The sequence below is a fragment of the Acidobacteriota bacterium genome (assembly GCA_012729555.1).
In the GTDB taxonomy this organism is placed as follows: Bacteria; Acidobacteriota; UBA6911; order UBA6911; family UBA6911; genus UBA6911.
On the sequence record JAAYCX010000011.1, the window covers coordinates 39,203 to 60,058 of the forward strand.

A 20,856-nucleotide genomic window follows, 5' to 3' on the forward strand; every position below is an offset into this window, starting at 1 on the left:
ATATGGTATATACTGAAAACATGAAATTCGAATGGGATGAGGAGAAAGCCCATCGGAATCCGCTCAAGCACGGCATTTCCTTCGGTCAGGCGGTTACGGCATTCGATGGCCCCTTTGCCTTGGTGGCTGCCGATGAAAAGCACTCCAGCGCAGTAGAAATTCGGGAGTGGCTGATCGGCGAATCGGATGATGGAGTGCTCGTGGTGGTATTCACAAGACGTCGGCGCGGGCAGGTGCATCGCATCATCGGTGCCCGGCAGGCGAATCGCCGTGAAAGGAAGAGATATGAAGAATTCAGAGGATTTTCCCTTTGAAAAGGCCAGACGGGTCACCAGGAAAGAACGGGATGCTGCCCGCAAGGCGATAGAGGCCAAAACCGGCAAGCCTCGTCCGCCGCGAGGCCGACCGGCGAAAGCAGAAGAGGAGAAATATCAGCCCACATCGATTCGGTTACACCCCAAAGTATTAGCCTGGGCACGCAGGGAAGCCCGGAAACGCGGCGTGGGCTACCAGACCATTATCAACGAAGTCTTGTTGGAAAAAGCGGGGTAACCGTTGACGATTCGGGGATACAGTTCGGGGACGGACCAGGCTTATTGTTGTCCCCATTGCAGATAGCGGCGCCATAGAACCCATAAGTTCGCGTTTGTCCCCGTCGCCCGCCCCATCCGGACCCGTCTCAACCGCTCGCGCTGCAGATTCGTGCGCCGGCGCATTCGCGCTTTACCGCGATAGGGCTCCATGCTACTCTGACGCATACCACAAAAGGGCCTATAGCTCAGTTGGTTAGAGCAGCTGACTCATAATCAGCGGGTCGGGGGTTCAAGTCCCTCTGGGCCCACCACAAAACAAAGCACTTACGGCCGACAGCAAATCCCCTCAAACCCCTCCGGGTAACGCCGGGGTACCTGAATCAGCTCGAAATCCCCCGATTGGGTTGATTGTCCTGTGCCTGGGATGTTTATTCCGCGGCCCTGAGCGGGCAGCGGACGCGTACGTGGACGGGATCGACGACGGCGACGCAGGTGCCGAGTTTATCGAGATCTGTGCGGCGGACAAAATCGGTGATGAAGGCATTGACGGACAGCGGGCTCAAGGAAAGCGGGCGGAAGAGAATGACGCCGGGATGGGAGCCAGGGGGATACTTGCGCAGGTCGGCGAACTCGACATCCAGGGTCAGGAGCATACGTTGTTCTTTTCTGGCCGCTTGTGCGATCTCGGTATCGGGATGGGAAAGAAGATTCTCGTCAGCTGCGGTCAAGACGTCATGCCCCAGTTCGATCAATGCCGGTTTGAGGTGATGGGAGAGATTTTCATCCAGCTTGAGGTTCATTACAGAGTGCCCGTCTTCCAGACGCTCTCGTGCGCGAGGTCTGCGGCATAGGCGAGACAGGCGTGAATGTCGTCTCTCGTCAGTTGCGGATAGTGATCCATCAGGTCCGGTTCGGACATGCCTTCGGCCAGACCGTCCAAAATCACGGCGATCTCGATGCGGGTGTCGCGAATGCAGGGCCTGCCGCCGCATACGTCGGGTTTGGAAGTAACCCTTTCCATCAGTTCCTGTTCTGCCACCTTGATCGTTCTCCCATAGTATCCGCGATGGAAGGCAGATTTTCCAAATTCCAAGTAATGATACCAAGAGTTCTGGCACAACAAAACGATGACGTTGAATTTTGCCATGCCCGCTCGGTCGAATACCGGGTCGGGGATGCCGGTAGGTTTATGGCGAAACGGCATAGGATTCCTGTCAGCCGTCGGCCTTCGCCTGCCGGCGGCCGACCGAACGGTTCGTGGGCCCGATCTTGCCGGCTTCCTCCTCGAGGAGAGCCCGGAGCCAGCGGCTGCCGGGGTCCTGGTCCTGGTAGCGGTGCCACTGCAGGCAATGGGTCACCGCCGGAACGGCGAAAGGCGGGGTGAGGAGCCTGAGCGGGAGGTGATCGGCGCACAGCCGCGCCATGCGGCTCATGACCGTGGCGATCCGGTGGGTTCCCACGACCAGGCGGCAGGCGACCTCGAAATCCTGCACGATCACCTCGATCTTCCGGATCCCCCCGTAGCGGGTCGAAAACCAGTCCTCGAAGATGGCGGGGGCGTGCCCGAAATGGACGGAGACGTGGCCCAGCTCCAGAAACCGCTTGCGGCTGAGGCGCTTGCCGACCAGTGGATTGTCGCGCCACACCACGCAGGTGTGGCGGTCTTCGAACAGCGGCTCCTTCGGGTGTCCGGCCACCGCATGGACCAGCGGCCGGATGACGAAATCGACGGCGCCCTTTTCCAGGCTCCGCTCGATGTTCTCGTCCAGGCGCACCATTTCAAACGTCAGGCCCGGGGCCTGCCGCGCGGCCTCCTGAAGGGCCGGGGCCAGGAGGACGGCCGTCGCGTAGTCGGAGGCGGCCAGGCGGAATCTCCGGGTCGAGAGGGCGGGATGGAATTCCGCCCTGGATGCCACGGTGTGCTGGATCTGGAGCAGGCAGTCGCGCACGGGTTCCGCGAGACTTTCGGCCAGCGGGGTCAACACCATCCTGCGTCCCGCGGGCACCAGCAGGTCGTTGCCGAAGTAGCGCCGCAGGCGGGCCAGGATGATGCTGGTGGCCGGCTGGCTCAGGTGGAGGCGTTCGCCCGCCCGCGTCACGCTCTTTTCCGACAGGAGCGCGTCGAGCGCCACCAGCAGGCCGGCATCGAACTCGTGAAAATCCATCCCGCCTCCGAGCATTTAATAATCAAATCCCATTATATCCAAAGGATTCATTTTACAAATAGCGGGATTCCCGGTAGTTTTCCGTAAGGGATCGGGCGGATGCGTCGGCCTCCCGGCCCGTGAAACCACTTCGAATCGGAGGCGGTATGAGTGCCCGTATTACCATCGGCCTGGAGGAATGCGTCGGCTGCAAGACCTGCGTCGAGGCGTGCTTTGTGGACGTGCTGCGCTGGGACGACGCCGCGGAGAAGCCGAGGATCGCCTACGCGGACGACTGCGTCTGGTGCTTCACCTGCGAACTCAACTGCCCTGTCCGGTGCATCGCGGTCGAGCCGCACATGCAGCTTCGGCAGGTCCAACCGTATTGAAAGGGAGCGGAGCATGACGGAAACGGCAAGAGACCCGGAGACGGCCTGGAGCTCCGATGTCCTCGTGATCGGCGGCGGCTTTGGCGGGCTCGCCGCCGCGATCCGGGTCAAGGAGTTGGCTCCGGACGCGAGCGTGACGCTCGTGGACAAGCAGACGATCGGCTGGGGGGGGAAGGCGAACAAGGGCGCCGGGGTGCTGTGGGTCCTCGGTCCCGAAGACGATCTCGACGCCTTCGTCGCCTATCACGTGAACCAGATCGGAATCTTCCTCAACGACCAGGAGCTGCTCCGCGCGATGGCGGCGGAATCGTACGGGGGGGTGAGGAAACTGGCGGAGTGGGGGGTCAAGGTGATGAAGACCCCTTCGGGGGAGCTGGACCTCAGCCGCCTGCCGTCCGGGTGGTCGCTGGCCGCCGTGGACCTGGACATGATGCGGCCGCTGCGGGCGAAGGCCGCCAGGGCAGGGGTGAAGCTCGTCGACAAGACCCACCTGGTCGAACTGCTGAAGGAGGAGGGACGCGTCACCGGCGCCGCCGGGTTCCGTCTTCTCGACGGCCGCATGGCGGTCTTTGGCGCGAAGGCCACCATCCTCGCCAACGGCGACTGCGATTTCGGCGTCATGCGGATGTGGGCGAGTGCCACCGGCGACGGGATTGCGGCCGCCTATCACGCGGGCGCCGAAATGCGCAACGCGGAGTTCGGCAATTTCTACGATGTCGTCAACAAGGGCACCGGCATCCCGGTCGTTTTCGGTTTCCACCATCTCTACAACGCCCGCGGCGAACAGATCAGTTCCAGGTACATCGAGGGGCCCCAGCCGGACATCCCGGTTTCGATCATCCTCGGGATGGAGCGTGAGGTCCTTGAGGGGCGCGGGCCCCTCTACGTCGACATGGAGGAGTACGGGAGCTCCATGGGGAACGGCGGAATCTTCAAATGGCACCGGCCGCACCTCGAGGCGCTGTTCGCGATCGAAGACGCCAAGGCTCGGCAATACGGCGCGCCCCCGGCGAAGCGGGTGGAGGCCTCGCTCGGTTTCACCGGGGAGCTTTCGCCGGTCAGGGTCGACCATGACATGAGGACGACGGTTCCGGGGCTCTGGGCCATCGGCGACACGAGCTATGCCGGCTCGGCGTGGGCGGGCGCGACGGAGGCTCCCCCCGGGAGGCTCCGGGGTTCGGGGCTGATGAACGCCCTGCTCGGCGCCCTGAGGGCGGCCCCCTCGGTGTCCGGCTCCCTGGCGGGGACGGCGCTCCCGTCGGCGGACCCTGCGGACGTGGCGCGCATCGAGGAGTCGATCTTCGCGCCGCTTCACCGGGAGGGAGGCGCCCGGGCGGAGGATGCCATCCGGGCCGTACAGGAGGTGGTGATCCCGGTCAGGTACAGCATGCGCCGGAACCGCGAGAGGCTCGAGGAGGCCCTGGACAGGATCGCGGCCGTCCAGGCCCGGCTGCCCGGGCTCGGCGCCAGGGACCCGCACGAGCTGGGCCGGTGCCATGAAGCCCGCGCCATTGCCCTGTGCGCCGAGATCGGGTTCCGCGCCGCCCTGGCGCGGACCGAAAGCCGGGGGTGGCATTACCGGGAGGACCATCCCCGGCGCGACGACGCGAACTGGCTCCGGTGGGTGATCGTGAAAAAGGGGGGGGACGGAATGGTCGTCGACACCGAGGCCGTCCCCGTGGAGCGCTTCAGGATCCAGCCCGCTCCGGCCGTGCCCGACGCGGTGGTCGATCACGGCGAGCTGGTGGGCGTCACCCCCGAGATGATCGACTGGTGGTGGGTCAACATGGAGAAGGGCTACCCCCTGTGGGAACCGGAGGCCCACAAATCGTTCGTGTGGGAGGTGCCGCCCCCCGCGGGCGGCTACCTGGGCGCCATCCAGGTAGCGGAGGAAAAGATGGGCCCCCTGCCGCCGATGAAGATCCGGATCCGGTGGGACGACCCGGACCGCTGTCCCATCCGGCCGAGGTACGAACACGCGATCGTCGCTTCGGGAATCGATCCCGATGGGAACGTGGGAGCCATGATCCTGCACGAGTGGGAAGCCAGTCCCCGCGGGACCCGGATGCGGTCGACGATGCGCTTTTTCGGCCCCGTCCCTCCCAGGCTGCCGGAGATCTGGAAAGCGCACGACCGGTCGGAAGTATCGACGTTTCCGGAATTCCTCCCCGATCTTTACCGATTGTGGCAGAGGGTCGAGGACCCGGCCATCAACAGGCAGTGTTCGCTGGCAAGGAAGCTTAAAAAATGACCGACGACAGAACCCGACCCGAAGGGCAGCACCCCCGGACCGATGCCCGGAGCCGGGCCGAGAGCCGGGCCAGGGCCGCGCTCCCCCCGCTCACGCCGGAGGAGGAGGCGCGTCCCTTCGCCAAATACTTCTACGAAGAGATGAAGCCGTGCGACCCGGCCCACTACGCGCTGATGGACCGGCCCGTGGACCCCGCCCGCGCCTTCGGCCCCGGGGAGATCAACCGGCTGCTGGACGTCGGGAGGCTGGAAACCGAAGAGGTGGAGACCGGCTGGTGCCTGCTGCCCGACGGCGTCGGCTTCGTCGCCAACCGGATGTTCCACCCCGGGGTGACGGCCGACATGATCGACTGGTGGTTCGCCTGGCACCCGCTCGAAGACCTGCGCTACCGCATCTGGTACCCGCCCGGGCACGCCGGCGTCGCGCTCGAGCGCGCCGACCGGGCGCGGATCCTCGATCCCGGCATCCCCAACCGGGAGAAGAACTGGGGGGTGACGCACCACGTGACGGAAAACTGCGGCTGCGGCATGGAGTCGATCGACATCGGCTTCCGCTCCCCGGCGGACATGGGCTTCGACATGGAGCGCTTCCACAGGGTGGCTGCGACCTTCGCCGGAGGGGAGGGGTGGTCGGTCCCGGTCGACGCCGGGGAGGACGCCGTCGCGGCGCCCGCCATCATGTGCCACGTATTCTACGAGGTCCCCGGCGGCCTGGTGCAGCGCACCCGCTTCTGGATGGGGTGCCGGTTTACGGGGCCGGGCAGGGCGCAGTCGTGCCTCCCGCCGGGCGTCGCCGTCCCCGCGGCGCCCGTCCAGGGCCTGGCCCGGCACAACGTGCGGGAGTTCACGCGCCTGGGCGACCTCCTGCCCCGCATCTACCGGGAACTGGGCCCTGGCCTGGAATGCTGAGCGCGCCGCGCGGCGGCCGTGATATAGTGGCTCCCCTGGCGGTGCGACGGCGCGAACGATGTGAGAATTTCTTCAGGAACCTTTTTTAAGGAGAACTACGGAATGATACGAACGGTACAGTGCTTTCTGGCTTTGGCTTTCATCGCCGGCGGGGGGATCGTTTCCGCCCACGCGCAATCGGCCTGCACCCGCGACAGCCTCAAGGGAGTGATCGGGCAGTATTTCAGCGCCCTCGAGGCGCGCGATCCCTCGGGCCTCCCGCTCGCCCCCAAGGTCAAATTCACCGAAAACGGCGTCGAGATGCCCGTGGGGGAAGGTTTCTGGAAAACCGCGGGAAAGGTGCTGCTCAAGCGGGACCTCGTCGACACCCGGAAGTGCGGCACCCATTCCAATGTCGTGATCGAGGAAAAATACACCGCTCCCAAGACGGCGGCGCCGGCTTCGAAATCCCCCTTCGCCGGCCTGGCGGCGAAACCGCCCGCCGACGGCACCATCCGGCCGATCCTGTACGGGGTCCGGCTCAAGGTCGAAAATCAGCGGATCACGGAGATCGAGACCTTCGTCGCCCGGGAAACCGAGTTTGCGTTCAACGCCGCCGTCGTGCTCGAGACCAGGGACCAGGACTGGGAAAGCATCATCCCGGAAGAGCAGCGGAGCAGCCGGCTGGCCATGATCGCGGCCGCGGATGATTACTTCGACATGTTCGCCGAGAAGCCCGAGGTGCGCACCCCGTTTGCCCAGGTGTGCGACCGCTGGGAAAACGGCTTCTACACCACCCGGGGAGGGGGGGAGATGGGGGGCGTCAAGATGACGGCCCACGACTGCTCCCCGAAGGGACTGGTGATCACCAACCACGGGCCCCGGCGTTTCCTGGTGGACCTCGAGGCGGGGACCGTCGTCGCCTACGTGCATTTCGCCGGCAGCCTCCCCGATTTCCACGTGTTCCGGATGCGCGGCGGCAAGGTGGACCTGATCCAGGCAGTCATCGGCGCCGGCGCCAAATCGATGGGCTGGCCCGACGAACCGGTCTGCAAATAGCCGGACGGACGGATCCCGGGGATGTCGAAGGGAGTCAGGGGTCCTGGGCGGTGAGGGTGTATTCGATGACGAGGGAGGTGGAGCCCCCGCTCAGGGCGCCGAAATCGGTCACCTCCAGGGTGTAGCGAAGCGGTTGGTCGGTCACGCTCTCGCTCCCGATCCCGGTGACGAAATCGCGCGCGGTTTCCTCGAGTGTCACCGGCGCCGACGCCCGTTCGGTGTCCACGCCCAGGCGCAGCCCAGCGGGGAAGGCACCGCCGGCGATGCGGACCTGGATCTTGTTGGGGCTGTCAGGCCCGGCCGCCGAGGACCAGTTCATGCTCGAGGAGGCGTCGCTCACCGCAACCTGTCCCTGTCCGGCGGCGACGATGGCCGGGCCGATCGCCAGGGCGACGTCGTTGCGGACCGAGAGGGCCGTCCGCGGGGCGGGGTAGCGGACGATGACGACGCCCGATCCCCCGGACCCGCCGGCCGCGCCGCCGCCGGCTCCGCCGCCGCCCCCCCCGGTATAGGGAAGGGCGGGCACTCCCGGCGCGCCGGAAGGACCGCCGTCCCCTCCCCCGTGGTTTCCCGCTCCGGGAGCGTAGGTCAGTCCGGCTCCGCCTCCTCCGCCCCCGGCGAACCAGCCGCCGTTCAGATGAGCAAACCGGGGGAGGTGCAGGCCGGCTCCGCCCTCTCCCGCGGCCGCGGCCAGGGCGTCGCCTCCCGCACCCGCGCCCCCTCCACCCCCGCCTCCCCTGCCGGAGAAGCCGGAGCCGCCGTCGCAACCGGCCGAACCCGCGCCGCCCGGGATCGTGTTGGCGCCGTTGGTCGCGCCCCCGCCCCCGCCGCTCGCCCCCGGGAGGCCGCCCATGTTGCCGCTGCCCCCGCCCCCGCCCCCCCGGGCGACGAGCGGGCCGAAGGCCGATTCGCGGCCGCTCCCGCCCACGGCGTTCCCCGCTCCCCCCTGGCCCCCGGAGCCCACGGTGACGGTGACGGGTCCGGAGGTTTCGACGGAGGGTTCGTAAATCACCTCGCCCCCGCCGCCCCCGCCCCCGGCGCGCCGGGCGTTGTTGGAGCCGCCCCCGCCCCCGCCCGCGGCCACTATCAGGACTTCGACCCTGACGACGCCCGCGGCCGGGACAAAGGTGCCGCCCGAGGTGAAGGTGTGAACGACCTGGTCCCCCTCATAAGTGATGACGCCACCCGATTCACCCGCCGCGAACAGGGCGGCCGCCGATGCGAGGATCCCGAGCGGGACAAGGAGGCGCGCGAAAATCCCGTTCCGTCCGGAACGTCCTTGGGCCCCGGTTTCAGCGCGCATGGGTCACCCGCTCCTCTCCGCCGGGGGCGGGCCCGACGCGCCCCTCGTCGATGAAGCGGATGGCGCGCGGCCGCGGGAGGACGTGCACCGTGGCGCCGGCCCGGGCGCCGGGAGGGATCGTCACCGTTTGCTCCGCCCGCTCCAGCCGGTGGTTTTCGGGCAGGTTGCGTTCGTACACCTTGAGGGTCCAGGTTCCGGGGGCGAGTTTTTCGAAGAGGAAACGGCCGCTGGAATCGGTGACGGTACGGCGGGTCTCCCCCGGCCGCGCCAGCTCCGCCAGGATGTTGGCGAGCCCTCTGGGCGCCCCCCCGGGAGCCTGCGCGAGCGCCACGCATCCTTCGAGGACGCCCGAGGCGCCCAGGGGGAGTTCGACCGCGGCGGAGCGGCCCCCCTCCACCGTGACGGTTACGGGGCCCGGGGCCGCAAGGACGTTTTCGATGCCGACGGAACGTTCGTCGACCCGTACCTCGTGGGCGCCCGGGGCCAGGGTGCGGAAGGTGAAGCGGCCGGCGCGGTCGGTGAGCGCCGCGGTTCCGCCGACGTAGACCACGGCGCCGGCGACGCCCGGGGCGCCGGGGAGGTCGGAGCGGAAGACGCGGCCGGCCAGCGAACCGACCGACTCCCGGCGGCGGAGCGGGACCTTGAAAGGGAGGTTGCAGGTCACGGAATAGGAAGTGTATTCCTCCCGGCCCAGGCCGCCGCTGCGGCGCGCGGCGAACTCCACCGCGGGTCCCCGGCGCGTTTTCCAGGTGAAGCCCGCCCCCCACTGGTCGCTCTCCACCCGCTCGCGCAGCGGCTCGTCGGGGAAGGTCGCGTCGTTGCGCGCATAGTCGAGGTAGGCGGAAAAAGCGCCCGCGGGGGCCCAGCGCACGCTCCCGCCGTGGTTGCGCCCCCGCCGCAGCAGGCGGCTCTCGCCCGGGGAGCCGTCGTCGCCGAAGCTCGAGGAGAAGGCAAGGAAGAGGTCCTTCCGGGGTGAGAAGGTGCCCTGGAGGTCGAAGTTCCAGCCGCCGTACCGGCGCCCGGAAGCGAGGTCCCGGCTCCGGCCCCGGCGCGCCTCGGCGCGGTACCCGAAGCGGCCGCCGCTGTGGCCGATGGTCAGGGCGACGCCGTGTTCCCGGAAACGGAAGGCCTCGGCGGCGGCCTCGGTCCGTTCGTAGCGGTCGTAGTCGACCCTCGCGTGGTGCCTGCCCGGCAGCCGGGCCTCGAGTCCCGCCTGGTAGCGGGTTTCCCGGGGGGCGGAGCCGCGGGCGGGGTCCGATTCGCGGTTGCGATCGTAGCGGTCGTAGGCGGCGCCGGCCCTCAGGCGCTCTCCCAGGGGGAGGGAGAGGGACCCGGAATAGGAGGCCGAATCGGGGTAGCGGCCGCCCCAGTCGCGGCCCCCCTGCCGGGCCGAGAGGTGGTAGCGCGCGGCCCACTGCGAGGGGCTCCGGACCTCGAGGCTCCAGGCCGCATCGGATGCGGCGCCGGCCCGGTCGGTCCGGCTGACGCCGATTTCCCCCTTCAGGTGGTGCGAGAGCAGCCGGCGGGTTTCGGCGCCGAAGCTCCAGATATCCTCCCGGGCCGCGGGAGCGAGGCGCCACTCGTCGTAGGCCAGCGCCAGGAAGTGGGCCCGCACCGTCGTCCCGGGGGCCGGGTCCGCGGAAAGGAAGGCGCCCACGTCGCGCCGTTTCTGGAGCGTCCACCGGTCCTCGACGTAGTACATCCCCCCGGCCAGGGCGCCCCCGCCGATTTCTATTCCACCCCCCCGGCCGTAGCGGTGCCAGGAGGTCAGTTCGGACAGGGAGTAGGACTGGTCTCCCCCCTGGAGGCGGAGCAGGGGGTCCTCGTAGCGGAGCCGGTATTCGTCCCGGCGGCCCAGGGTCCCCCGGTCATGCCGGTCGGGCGCCTGGATCGAAAAATCGAGCCGGCGCCGGCGCGCCTCGTCGAGGTAGCCGTCCCCCTCGAGGCCGAACTGGATGGCCGAGCCGAAATTGTCCCCCCCGAGCCGGGTGAAGAATGTCACCGGGTAGCGCAGGTGAGTGTCCTGCCCCGCCACGCGGGGCACCACCTCGAGCGGGAGGGTGAGCGTCGCCTCCACCGCGCGGCCGGAAACGGTGCGGCCGGTGCGGGCGACGAGGCGCAGGTGGGACCGGGTCAGCCGGTCGGCGCGAGCGTCGGCCGCGGCGGTCACCTCGAGCAGGCGGCTTTCTCCGGCGGGGAGGGCAAAGGCCTGCGGCGCGACGGCCGCGTGTCCGGCCGTACCCATCCCGGCCTCCAGGGCGACGGCCAGGTCCGCGTTCCCCCGGTTGAGCAGCCGGATTTTCAGGTGGAGGTTTTCCCCGGCCGCGAGCCGCTCCGGGGGAGCGTCTTCGGGCTGCAGGGTCAGATTGTAGACGGGCGAAATCATGATCCGGGCGGCGGCCCGGTCCGAAAGGGCGTAATCGGCGCGGCCGGAAGCGGCATAGACGATTTCGTATTCTCCGGCAGGCGCGGCGCCCCCGGCCCGGACCACGACCATCCGCACCACCGATTCGGCCGGCTCCAGTTCGAAATCGACCAGCGGCATCACCAGGCGCCAGCTTTCGGGGAGCGTCACCGCCTCGCGCATCGGCACCCGATCGTGCCAGCGGTTGGTGACGCGAAAGGCCAAAGTCAGGATCCGCCCCGGTTCGGCCTCCACCGTTTCGCCGGCGACCGGCCGTACCTCCAACCCCGCGGGCCCGGCGGACAGGGACGGGGCCCAGAGAAGCAGGAGCAGCCCGGCGCCCCGAAGGAAGTTGCGGTGCGGGGAAACCCTAGCGGATTTCCAGCTCATACCGGGCTCCAAAGACCCGCTCGTCCCCGCCGTCGGCCACGACGATGGCCCGGTAGGTCCCCGGGGCGATCCCGTCCAGGTCGATCCGGACGCGGCCGGAGTCGGCCGGGTAGAGCCCCTTGCGCCCCCCCTCGAAGCGGCCGGCGGGGATCCCTTCGCGGTCGAACAGGTCCGCCCAGAGGTGGAGCCTGAGGTAGCGGTCCCCGGCGTTTTCGAGGTCGAGAAGGAGCGCCGCGCCCTTCTCCCCCTGTTCGAGGCGCCGGTCGGCGAATTTCAGCTCCGCGTGCCCGGTCCCCGCGATGTGGGTGGCCAGGTGGATGCCGGTCCGGGTGACGGTGCGGATCCCCACCCCCCCCCTGGTGGCCCCGGGGGCCAGGGTTTCGGGGGCCACCGGTTCCACCATGAGCATGCTCCAGTAGCTGCCGGCCAGCCGGGGATCCTGCGGGACCCGGATCACGTAATGAAACGACGCCGTGCAGCCCGGGGCGATCTCCTGCTCCCGGGGGACGAGGTGGATCCACGCGGCGCTCGAGCGGGGGGACTCCCCGGGCTCCCCGTAAACGGTGCGCCCGTCGGCGGTGGCGTGATACCCGGTCAGGTAGACGCGCGCCGTCTGCGGCCGGTCCCCGCCGTTACGCACCAGGACCTCCCCCTGGCTCTCGGCCCCGGGGGCGAGTTCCACGTGCCGGCTGAGATCGCCGACCACGTGGACCTGCGCCCGGGCCGCGCCGGGGAGCGCCAGCGCCGCCAGCAGCGCTATCGAGAAAGCGATGGTTTTCATGACGGTTTCCGCTAGGCCCCTTCGGTCAGGGTGTAGGTGATGGTGATGCTCGTTCCCGACATGGGAACGACGTCGCAGGCTTCCTCGCATTCGACCGTCTTCAGCCCGTACTGCAGCTTGACTCCGTCGGAGTCGGCCGCGGCGCCCGTATACCCGCTGCCGATTCCGGTGACGATGTCGATGGAATCGTTGGTGGTCAGTTCCACCTGTTCCTCGGCGCTCCCAAGGTCGCCGCAGTTATCCGCACTCTCGGCGCTGATTTCGAGCACGAGCCCTTCGGGCATGTCGCTGCCGAGCTGGGCCGTGATCTTGCGCGTCTTGCCTTCCTCGACGATGGAGGTGTACTGGAGATACTTGACCGCATCCGCCGGCTGCGTGACCGAAAAAGCCTCCCCGGCCGTGGTCGGGGCGCCGATGCCGAAGACCAGCGTAGAGGCGTCGTCGAGCCCCAGCAGGGCGACCTCGCTGACGTTGATGGTAATGTCGTGGCTGGCGGTGGCGGTTTCGGCCGAAGCCTGGCCGGCGCCCAGGGGAAGGAGGGCTCCGGCGAAAATCATCATACCGAGTGTTCGTTTCATGAATTCTCTCCTTGTGCCGGCGACATGCCGGCCGCTTTGGGTCATCCTGTTCCTTCTCGAGTGCTGAAACACAAAATGCATGCCCGCGGGGCGGGCACGATAAGGCGCGGCGACGGCCGCTGTTCGGCGGGGGGGCGTCCCCGGCGTCCCCGGGTCGCGCCCTGACCTGAAAACCTGCTGCTTGCGCCGGGGGATCATATCGGTAGGAATGCGATTTACTTTCCAAAATAATTTGGTTTTCAATCATCCATCCTATGCATTAGGGATTTGGAAAGGGCGGGGGGCGGGGAGGGAGAGGGTTCCGCCCCCCCGTTTGTCCTTGTCTCCCGGGGCCGAAAGGTCGAAAATGAAGGACCCGGAAAGCCGGGCGGGGGAGCGGGATGGACAGGATCGACATACGGACGGTGCTGCTGACGGGGGTGATGTTCGACCTGCTCTGCGTCTGGCTGCTGGCGGGGTTGTGGCGCCAGAGCCGAGGGCGGTTCGACGGGCTCGCCCTCTGGGTGGCCGGCGTGGCCGCCACCACCGCGGGAGTGCTCCTCATCATGCTGCGCGGCATGGTGGCGGAGTGGGTGTCCGTGGTGCTGGGCAACGGCCTGATCGTAGGGGGCACCCTCGCCGTTTACATCGGCCTCGGCCTTTTCTTCCACGCTCCCGTCCGGCGGACGCCCAACTACGTGCTCTGCGCCGCTTTCGTTTTCCTGCACGCGATTTTCGCCTTTGTCCACCCCAGCCTTTGGGCGCGCACCTTGAATTTCTGCGTCGCGCTCGGGCTGGTCTGCGCCCAGGGCCTGTGGTTCGCGGCGCGGCGCGTGGACCCCCCCCTGCGCCACAACGCGCGCTGGGTGAAGAGGGTCTACGGCGTCTGCCTCCTGGTGCTCCTGTCGCGCCTCCTGTGGAATCTCGCCCGCCCGCCGATGGGATACGATTTTTTCCGCGCCGGGAACATCGAAGCCTTCTTTCTCATCCTCCTCAAGATGCTCCTGGTCATGCAGGCATTCGCCCTGATCCTCACGGTCTACGAACGGCTGGCCCTGGAGCGCGAACGAGCCGTGCAGGAGGCCCGCACCCTGGGCGGCCTGCTCCCCATCTGCTCCTCCTGCAAGAAGATCCGCGACGACCGCGGGTACTGGAACCAGATCGAGGCCTACATCCGTTCCCATTCGGAGGCGGAATTCAGCCACGGCCTCTGTCCCGACTGCCTCCGCACCCTTTACCCGGAGTACGACGGCCGCGAGGGGGGCGGGTCCCACGATCCCGGAGGAAAATAGTGGGTTCGGTTTCCGGGCGTTTGCACTATAATGTCCGCAGTCAGGCAATGTTTCACGACCACGTTCCGGGATAGGCCAATGAGGTACGTTCCGACGGTTGCCGCTCCGCTTTGGATCGACAGCGGTGTTTTTCCCGTTTTCACCCCCCTCTTCAACCGCCTGCATCTTTCCGGCCTGCCGGCTCATGGAGGAGTATTGTGAAAGTCACCAGACGCGGATTTTTCAAGATCACGGCCGCGGGATCCACGAGCCTGGCGGCCATGGGTTTCTCCCCCGCGGCGGCGCTCGCCCAGGCGCGGCGGTTCAAGCTCCAGCGCACGAGCGAGACCCGCAACACCTGTCCCTACTGCTCGGTCGGGTGCGGCCTCATTCTCTACGGGCTCGGGGACCATTCCAAGAACTCGCGAGCGGCCATCATCCACATCGAGGGGGACCCGGACCATCCCGTAAACCGCGGCACCCTCTGCCCGAAGGGGGCCAGCCTCATCGATTTCATCCACAGCCCCAACCGGCTGAAATATCCTGAATACCGGGAGCCGGGGGGGACGGAGTGGAAGCGCGTCACCTGGGACTGGGCCCTCGACCGGATCGCGCGGCTGATGAAGGAGGACCGGGACCGGAACTTTCTGGAAAAGAGCGGCGCCCTCACCGTCAACCGCTGGACGACCACGGCGTTTCTCGCCGCTTCGGCGTCCTCGAACGAGACCGGGTATCTCACCGTGAAGGTGCTGCGCGCGCTCGGGATGACGGCCCTGGACAACCAGGCCCGGGTTTGACACGGCCCCACGGTGGCCGGTCTGGCCCCCACCTTCGGTCGCGGCGCGATGACGAACAACTGGGTCGACATCAAAAACGCCGACGTCATCCTGGTCATGGGCGGCAACCCCGCCGAGGCGCACCCCTGCGGATTCAAGTGGGCGATCGAGGCCAAGATCCGCAAGGGCGCGCGTCTCATCGTCGTGGACCCGCGCTTCAACCGCACGGCCGCGGTCGCGGACGTCTACGCGCAGATCCGCCCCGGCTCCGACATCGCCTTCCTGGGCGGTGTCATGCGCTACCTGCTCGCGAATGACCGGATCCAGCACGACTACGTGCGCCGCTACACCAACGCCCCGTTCCTGGTCCGGGAGGATTTCGGTTTCGAGGAGGGGCTCTTCAGCGGCTACGACGGCGCCGCGCGCCGCTATGACAGGAGCAGCTGGGCCTACGAGCTCGACGCCGAAGGTTACGCCAGGGTCGACGAATCGATGCAGCACCCGCGCTCGGTGCTGCAGCTGATGAAGCGGCACTACGAACCCTACACCCCCGAGGCGGTGGCCGGCGTCACCGGCGTGCCGGCGGAACGTTTCCTCGAGATCTGCGACCTCATCGCCTCGACGGCCGCGCCCGAGCGGACCCTGACGAGCCTGTACGCGCTCGGATGGACGCAGCACACGGTCGGGAGTCAGAACATCCGCGCGATCGCCTGCATCCAGCTCCTGCTGGGGAACATGGGGATGCCGGGCGGGGGGGTGAACGCGCTGCGGGGCCACTCGAACATCCAGGGGCTGACCGACCTGGGGGTGATGAGCCACCTCCTCCCCGGCTACCTCGGCATCCCGACGGAGGCGGAGCCCGATCTCGGGACCCATCTCGCCCGGCGCACGCCGAGGCCGCTGCGGCCGGGGCAGATGAACTACTGGCAGAACTACCCGAAGTTCTTCGTTTCGCTCCTGAAGGCGTGGTACGGCCCCGCCGCCACCCGGGGAAACGACTTCGCCTACGACTGGCTGCCGAAGAACGACAAGGTCTACGACATCCTGCAGGTGTTCCAGCTGATGGCCGAGGGGAAGGTCCACGGCTACGTCTGCCAGGGGTTCAACCCGCTGGCCTCCGTGCCCGACAAGGGGAAGCTGTCGTCGGCGATGGCGAAGCTCAAGTTCCTCGTGGTCATCGACCCGCTCGCGACCGAGACCTCGAACTTCTGGCAGAACCACGGCGAGTTCAACGACGTGGACCCCGCGGCGATTCCAACCGAGGTCTTCCGCCTCCCCTCCACCTGTTTCGCCGAGGAGGAGGGTTCGCTCGTGAACTCCGGCCGCTGGCTGCAGTGGCACTGGAAGGGGGCGGAGCCGCCCGAGGAGGCGCGGGGGGACGTCGAGATCATGGCCGGTCTCTTCACGCGCCTGCGCCGGCTGTACGCGGCCGAAGGGGGCGCGTTCCCCGACCCGGTCCTCAACCTGTACTGGCCCTACCGGATCGAGGCGGTGCCGTCGGCGGAGGAGCTGGCGCGGGAGTTCAACGGCTACGCCCTCGAGGACATCCCCGTGCCGGGACGACCGGGAAAGTTCCTGGCGCGCCGGGGGGAACAGGTGCCGGGCTTCGGCGCCCTGCAGGCGGACGGGCGGACCGCCTGCGGCTGCTGGATCTACGCCGGCTGCTGGACCGAGGCGGGCAACCAGATGGCGCGGCGCGACCCCGCCGACCCCTACGGTCTGGGCGTCACCCCGGGCTGGGCCTGGTCCTGGCCGGCCAACCGCCGCATCCTCTATAACCGCGCCTCGGCCGACGCCGGGGGGCGCCCCTGGGACCCGGAGCGAAAATACGTGTTCTGGGACGGGGAGCGGTGGGGGGGGGCCGACGTCCCCGACTACAAGGCCGACAGCCTTCCGGAGGACGGCATGGGCCCCTTCATCATGAACGCGGAGGGGGTCGGCCGCCTCTTCGCCCTGGGCGGGATGGCCGAAGGCCCCTTTCCCACCCACTACGAGCCTTTCGAGACCCCGCTCGGCGGCAACCGGTTCGCGCCCCGGGCCGTCTCCAACCCCGCCGTGCGCCTGTTCGAGGAGGACCGGGAAAAGCTCGGAGGGGCCGACGAGTTTCCCTTTGTCGCCACCACCTACCGGCTGACCGAGCACTTCCACTTCTGGACCAAGCACGCCGGGATCCCGGCCATCCTGCAGCCGCAGGCCTTCGCCGAGATCGGCGAAGGCCTGGCCGAGCTGCGCGGCATCCGAAGCGGGGACATGGTCGTGGTCCGGTCACGCCGCGGCCGGATCCGGCTGGCGGCCCTGGTGACGAAGCGCATCCGCCCCCTCCAGGTCGAGGGGAACACGGTGCACCTGGTGGGGCTTCCGCTGCACTGGGGGTTCGACGGGCTGACCCGGCCGGGGCACCTCGTCAACACCCTGACCCCCTTCGTGGGGGACCCGAACGTGGAGACCCCTGAATTCAAGGCCTTCCTCGTCGACATCCAGAAGGCATAGGAGGACGCCATGGCGCAGCATGCGCTCGACATCGTTCAAAGCTCCGCTACCACGTTCTCCTCCCCCTCGGCGCGCCGGACGCTGGAGGTGGCCAAGCTCATCGACGTGTCCCGCTGCATCGGGTGCAAGGCGTGCCAGGCCGCCTGCCTGGAGTGGAACGACCTGCGCGGCCCGGTGGGGGGCTTCGAGGGCGCCTATACCAACCCGCCCGATCTCGACGACCAGAACTGGTGCCTGATGCGGTTTCACGAGGAGGAGATCGACGGCGCGCTCCAGTGGCTGATCCTGAAGGACGGCTGCATGCACTGCGCCGACCCGGGGTGCCTGCGCGCCTGCCCCGCGCCGGGCGCCGTCGTGCGCCACTCGAACGGCATCGTCGATTTCGACCAGGAGAAGTGCATCGGCTGCGGCTACTGCATCTCGGGCTGCCCGTTTGACATCCCGCGCCTCCGCCGGGAGGACTCCAGGGTCTATAAGTGCACCCTATGCTCCGACCGGGTGGCGGTCGGGCTCGCCCCCGCCTGCGTCAAGAGCTGCCCGACGCAGGCCCTGATGTTCGGCTCCCGCGGGGAAATGCACGCCGTGGCCGCTGAAAGGGTCGCGGAGCTGCGCGGGCGCGGCTACCGGAACGCCGCCCCGTACGATCCCCCGGGCGTTTCGGGGACCCACGTCTTTTACGTGCTCCCGCACGGCGACCGGCCGGAGGCGTACGGGCTCCCGCGCGACCCGGCCGTAAGCCCCGTCGTCGAGGTGTGGCGCAGCCCGGTGGCGCGCGGCATCGGCGTCTTCACCATGTTCGCGGTCCTCGCGGCCGGCATCCTGCACTACATGAGGCACGGGCCGCTGCAGGCCCCCGGGGAAAAAGAGGAGAACGAGCCATGACTCGAGAGCGCATCGACACGATCCTGCGGCACCCGGTGGGGGAGCGCGTCACTCACTGGGCCGTCGCCATCGTCTTCCTCTTCCTCTTCACCTCGGGACTGGCGCTGTTCCACCCCTTCTTCTTCTGGATCGCCTCCCTGTACGGGAGCGGCCAGATGATGCGGTTCCTGCACCCGCTCGCCGGGGTGCTGCTCGTCGTGCTCTTCTATCCCTACGCCGCCAGGGTGTGGCGGGACAACCGCTGGACGGCGGCCGACGACGGGTGGGTGAGGCAGATGTGGGCGTTCATGCGCAAGGAGGTGCACCCGTCCGACACGGGGAAATACAACGCCGGCCAGAAGCTGATGTTCTGGTCGATGGTCCCGCTGATCGCCCTGCTCCTGCTGAGCGGCGTCGTCATCTGGCAGCCCTGGTTCGCCCCCGTTTTCCCCGCCCCCCTCCGGCGCTGGGCCGCGCTCGTGCACGCGGTCTGCTCCTTCGCGATGTTCGTCGGGATCGGCGTTCACTGGTACGCCGCCTACTGGACGCGCGGGTCTATCCGCGCCATGGTGCGCGGGTATGTCTCCCCCTCCTGGGCGAGATTCCACCACCCCGCCTGGTTCCGCGAAATCTCGGGGAGGGAGGAGTGAAGGGGGCGATGGCGGCCGCGGGGATCCCCGACATCGTCGAGGTGCGCCTCCCCGACCCCGAAGCGGTTTTCGCCGCGCGCGCGGAGCGTTTCCGGACGCTCGCGGGGGCGGGCGCGATGGCCGATTACCTCGGGGCGTGCGCGGCGCTGTGCCGGGCCCAGGGGGAGGCGCTCCCGGGGTGCGGCGCCGGTTGGCGCGCGGCGCTGGAAACGATCCTCGGCGCCATGCGGCGGGTCCCGCTTCCCGTGCAGGCGCGCGCCGCGATCGGGCGGCTGGCCTCTTTTTCCGGTGAGGAACTCGAGGCGGCGGCCGGGCGCATCCTGGCGGGAAGCTATACGGAGGCCGATCTGCCCTTCGCCCCCTTCATCGGCGCGGCCCTGCAGGCGGTCTGGACGGCGCGCGCCGCCGGCGCGGGGGTCCCGGAAGGGAAGCCGTCCCGGGACTGCTGCCCCGTCTGCGGGGCCCCGCCGGTGGCGGGCGTGGTGGCGGGCGACATCGGGGTGCGCCATCTCGTCTGCGCCCTCTGCGCGACGGAGTGGTACCTGCCGCGTCTCTGCTGCTCCGCCTGCGGGTCGACCGAGGCGATGGCCTACCTGGCGCTCGAGGGGGGCGCCGCGGGGGTGAAGGCCGAATGCTGCCGCCGGTGCCGCACCTACCTGAAGCTGTTCTACCTCGAGTCGGCCCCGGGGGCGGAGCCGTTCGCCGACGACGCCGCCACGGTCGCCCTGGACATCCGGCTGTCCGGCGAAGGGTACGCCCGTGCGGGCGCCAACCCCTACCTGCTCCCCGGCCCCTGAGCCCACGCGGCGGCGAGCGCGCGGTCGAAGTCCTTCCGGATATCCTCGATATCCTCGATCCCCACCGAGACGCGGATGTACTCCGGGGTGACGCCCGCGTCGGCCCGCTCGCGTTCGGTCAGCTGCGAATGGGTGGTCGAGGCGGGGTGGATGACGAGGGTCTTCGCGTCCCCGATGTTGGCCAGGTGGCTGGCGAGTCTGACGTTGTCGATGAAGCGGACCCCCGCCGCGCTCCCTCCCCGGATGCCGAACCCCAGGATGGCCCCGGCCCCGTCGGGGAAGTACCGGAGCGCGAGCCGATGGTGGCGGTGGCTTTCCAGGCCGGGATAGTTCACCCACTCGACGGCCGGGTGAGCCTCGAGCCAGCGGGCCAGGTCGAGCGCGTTGCGCGCGTGCCGTTCCATCCGCAGGGGGAGCGTCTCCAGACCCAGGAGGAAGAGAAAGGCGCCGAACGGGCTCATCGAGGCGCCCGTATCCCGCAGCCAGTGCGTGCGGGCGTGAACGATGAAGGCCAGGTGCGCCAGCGGCCCGAGCGCCTCCGACAGCACCAGCCCGTGGTATGCCTCGCTGGGAGCGGTGAATTCGGGCCATTTCGCCGGCTCCGCGGTCCAGGGGAAGCGGCCGCTGTCGACGACGGCGCCGCCGATGTGGACGCCGTGCCCCCCGATGAATTTCGTGGTGGAATACACGACGATATCCGCCCCGTGCTCGATGGGCCGGAACAGGGCGGGGGTCACCGTGTTGTCGACGATCAGGGGCAGCCCGTGCCGGCGGGCGGTCCCGGCGATTGCACCGAAATCGGGAATGTCGTTGGTGGGGTTCCCGATCGATTCCACATAGACGCACCGGGTGCCTTCGTCCACCAGGCTCCCGATCTCCTCCGGCCGCCCCGGGTCGAAGAAGCGGGCCTCGACCCCGAGTCTTTTCAGGGTCTGGGTGAACAGCGTCCAGGTTCCCCCGTACAGTCGGGTGGAGGCAACGAAGTTCTGGCCCGCGCGGGCGAGGGTGAGGATGGCGGCCATGATCGCCGCCTGGCCGCTCGCAAAGGCGAGCGCGCCGCCGCCGCCGTCGATGGCCGCGAGTCTTTTCTCCAGGACGTCGTTGGTCGGGTTCATGATGCGGGAATAGATGTTGCCGAACTCGCGCAGCGCGAAGAGATCGGCCGCGTGGCCGGAGTCCCGGAACACGAAGCTGGAGGTGGCGTAAATCGGTACGGCGCGGGCGGAGGTCGCGGGATCTGGTTCCTGCCCGGCGTGAAGGGCCAGGGTGGCCAGTCGGTAGTCGGCGCTCATGGGCGTTGGTGTCCTTTCGGT

Annotated in this window: 18 protein-coding genes, 1 tRNA gene and 1 pseudogene; 12 read left to right on the forward strand and 8 right to left on the reverse strand. The window is 68.5% G+C overall.

What is annotated here, in order from left to right:
* Window positions 1-20: 20 nt before the first annotated feature.
* The 3 genes from GXY47_02375 (at window position 21) to GXY47_02385 (ending at window position 844) form a co-directional block, all read left to right on the forward strand.
* Complete coding sequence (locus GXY47_02375; protein NLV29977.1) at window positions 21-314, forward strand: hypothetical protein; 294 nt, start codon at window positions 21-23, stop codon at window positions 312-314.
* Window positions 286-552 carry a BrnA antitoxin family protein gene (locus GXY47_02380; GenBank protein NLV29978.1) on the forward strand — a complete coding sequence of 89 codons (267 nt, stop codon included), beginning with the start codon at window positions 286-288 and terminating at the stop codon, window positions 550-552. The genes GXY47_02375 and GXY47_02380 overlap by 29 nt, the downstream gene beginning before the upstream one ends.
* Before the next feature lie 215 nt (window positions 553-767).
* Window positions 768-844 (forward strand) — tRNA-Ile (locus GXY47_02385).
* A gap of 117 nt (window positions 845-961) precedes the next feature.
* Here GXY47_02385 and GXY47_02390 read toward each other — a convergent pair.
* From GXY47_02390 to GXY47_02400, 3 genes are all read right to left on the reverse strand, one after another.
* The gene (locus GXY47_02390; GenBank protein NLV29979.1) at window positions 962-1,333 is read right to left on the reverse strand and encodes a DUF5615 family PIN-like protein; all 372 of its coding nucleotides are present in this window, start codon (window positions 1,331-1,333) and stop codon (window positions 962-964) included.
* Window positions 1,333-1,554: a DUF433 domain-containing protein gene (locus GXY47_02395; protein ID NLV29980.1), complete on the reverse strand. Its 222-nt coding sequence runs from the start codon at window positions 1,552-1,554 to the stop codon at window positions 1,333-1,335. Before GXY47_02395 ends, GXY47_02390 begins: the two co-directional genes overlap by 1 nt.
* 193 nt (window positions 1,555-1,747) lie before the next feature.
* Window positions 1,748-2,698 (reverse strand): LysR family transcriptional regulator, encoded by a 951-nt coding sequence (locus GXY47_02400; protein NLV29981.1) that lies wholly within the window; start codon window positions 2,696-2,698, stop codon window positions 1,748-1,750.
* A 146-nt stretch (window positions 2,699-2,844) separates the two neighbouring features.
* Between GXY47_02400 and GXY47_02405 the strand changes: the two genes are divergently transcribed.
* The 4 genes from GXY47_02405 to GXY47_02420 all read left to right on the forward strand — a co-directional run bounded on the left by GXY47_02405 (window position 2,845) and on the right by GXY47_02420 (window position 7,263).
* Window positions 2,845-3,066 carry a ferredoxin family protein gene (locus GXY47_02405; protein ID NLV29982.1) on the forward strand — a complete coding sequence of 74 codons (222 nt, stop codon included), beginning with the start codon at window positions 2,845-2,847 and terminating at the stop codon, window positions 3,064-3,066.
* A 13-nt stretch (window positions 3,067-3,079) separates the two neighbouring features.
* Window positions 3,080-5,317: an FAD-binding protein gene (locus tag GXY47_02410; GenBank protein ID NLV29983.1), complete on the forward strand. Its 2,238-nt coding sequence runs from the start codon at window positions 3,080-3,082 to the stop codon at window positions 5,315-5,317.
* Window positions 5,314-6,225, forward strand: a complete 912-nt coding sequence (locus tag GXY47_02415; protein NLV29984.1) for a hydrolase — start codon at window positions 5,314-5,316, stop codon at window positions 6,223-6,225. The genes GXY47_02410 and GXY47_02415 overlap by 4 nt, the downstream gene beginning before the upstream one ends.
* Window positions 6,226-6,327: 102 nt before the next feature.
* Window positions 6,328-7,263 carry a hypothetical protein gene (locus tag GXY47_02420; GenBank protein NLV29985.1) on the forward strand — a complete coding sequence of 312 codons (936 nt, stop codon included), beginning with the start codon at window positions 6,328-6,330 and terminating at the stop codon, window positions 7,261-7,263.
* 34 nt (window positions 7,264-7,297) lie between these two features.
* On the opposite strand, the gene GXY47_02425 is transcribed toward GXY47_02420, so the two are convergent.
* The 4 genes from GXY47_02425 to GXY47_02440 are packed head-to-tail and all read right to left on the reverse strand — an operon-like array spanning window position 7,298 to window position 12,719.
* Complete coding sequence (locus GXY47_02425; GenBank protein NLV29986.1) at window positions 7,298-8,566, reverse strand: hypothetical protein; 1,269 nt, start codon at window positions 8,564-8,566, stop codon at window positions 7,298-7,300.
* Window positions 8,556-11,360: a hypothetical protein gene (locus GXY47_02430; protein ID NLV29987.1), complete on the reverse strand. Its 2,805-nt coding sequence runs from the start codon at window positions 11,358-11,360 to the stop codon at window positions 8,556-8,558. Before GXY47_02430 ends, GXY47_02425 begins: the two co-directional genes overlap by 11 nt.
* Entirely contained in the window at window positions 11,341-12,141 is an 801-nt protein-coding gene (locus tag GXY47_02435; protein ID NLV29988.1) for a hypothetical protein, read from the reverse strand. Before GXY47_02435 ends, GXY47_02430 begins: the two co-directional genes overlap by 20 nt.
* A gap of 11 nt (window positions 12,142-12,152) precedes the next feature.
* A complete protein-coding gene (locus tag GXY47_02440) occupies window positions 12,153-12,719 on the reverse strand; it encodes a hypothetical protein (GenBank protein NLV29989.1) in 567 nt (188 codons plus the stop codon).
* A 1,076-nt stretch (window positions 12,720-13,795) separates the two neighbouring features.
* Between GXY47_02440 and GXY47_02445 the strand changes: the two are divergent.
* From GXY47_02445 to GXY47_02465, 5 genes and pseudogenes are all read left to right on the forward strand, one after another.
* Window positions 13,796-13,990 (forward strand): annotated as a pseudogene (locus tag GXY47_02445) (hypothetical protein).
* A 197-nt stretch (window positions 13,991-14,187) separates the two neighbouring features.
* The gene (fdnG, locus tag GXY47_02450; protein NLV29990.1) at window positions 14,188-17,235 is read left to right on the forward strand and encodes a formate dehydrogenase-N subunit alpha; all 3,048 of its coding nucleotides are present in this window, start codon (window positions 14,188-14,190) and stop codon (window positions 17,233-17,235) included.
* Window positions 17,236-17,244: 9 nt separating this feature from the next.
* The gene (gene fdxH, locus GXY47_02455; GenBank protein NLV29991.1) at window positions 17,245-18,117 is read left to right on the forward strand and encodes a formate dehydrogenase subunit beta; all 873 of its coding nucleotides are present in this window, start codon (window positions 17,245-17,247) and stop codon (window positions 18,115-18,117) included.
* The gene (locus GXY47_02460; GenBank protein ID NLV29992.1) at window positions 18,114-18,746 is read left to right on the forward strand and encodes a formate dehydrogenase subunit gamma; all 633 of its coding nucleotides are present in this window, start codon (window positions 18,114-18,116) and stop codon (window positions 18,744-18,746) included. The genes fdxH and GXY47_02460 overlap by 4 nt, the downstream gene beginning before the upstream one ends.
* Window positions 18,743-19,543, forward strand: a complete 801-nt coding sequence (locus GXY47_02465) for a formate dehydrogenase accessory protein FdhE (GenBank protein ID NLV29993.1) — start codon at window positions 18,743-18,745, stop codon at window positions 19,541-19,543. The genes GXY47_02460 and GXY47_02465 overlap by 4 nt, the downstream gene beginning before the upstream one ends.
* Here GXY47_02465 and GXY47_02470 read toward each other — a convergent pair.
* Entirely contained in the window at window positions 19,522-20,835 is a 1,314-nt protein-coding gene (locus GXY47_02470) for a bifunctional O-acetylhomoserine aminocarboxypropyltransferase/cysteine synthase (protein ID NLV29994.1), read from the reverse strand. The two genes, GXY47_02465 and GXY47_02470, sit on opposite strands and share 22 nt — an antisense overlap.
* Window positions 20,836-20,856 lie beyond the last annotated feature (21 nt).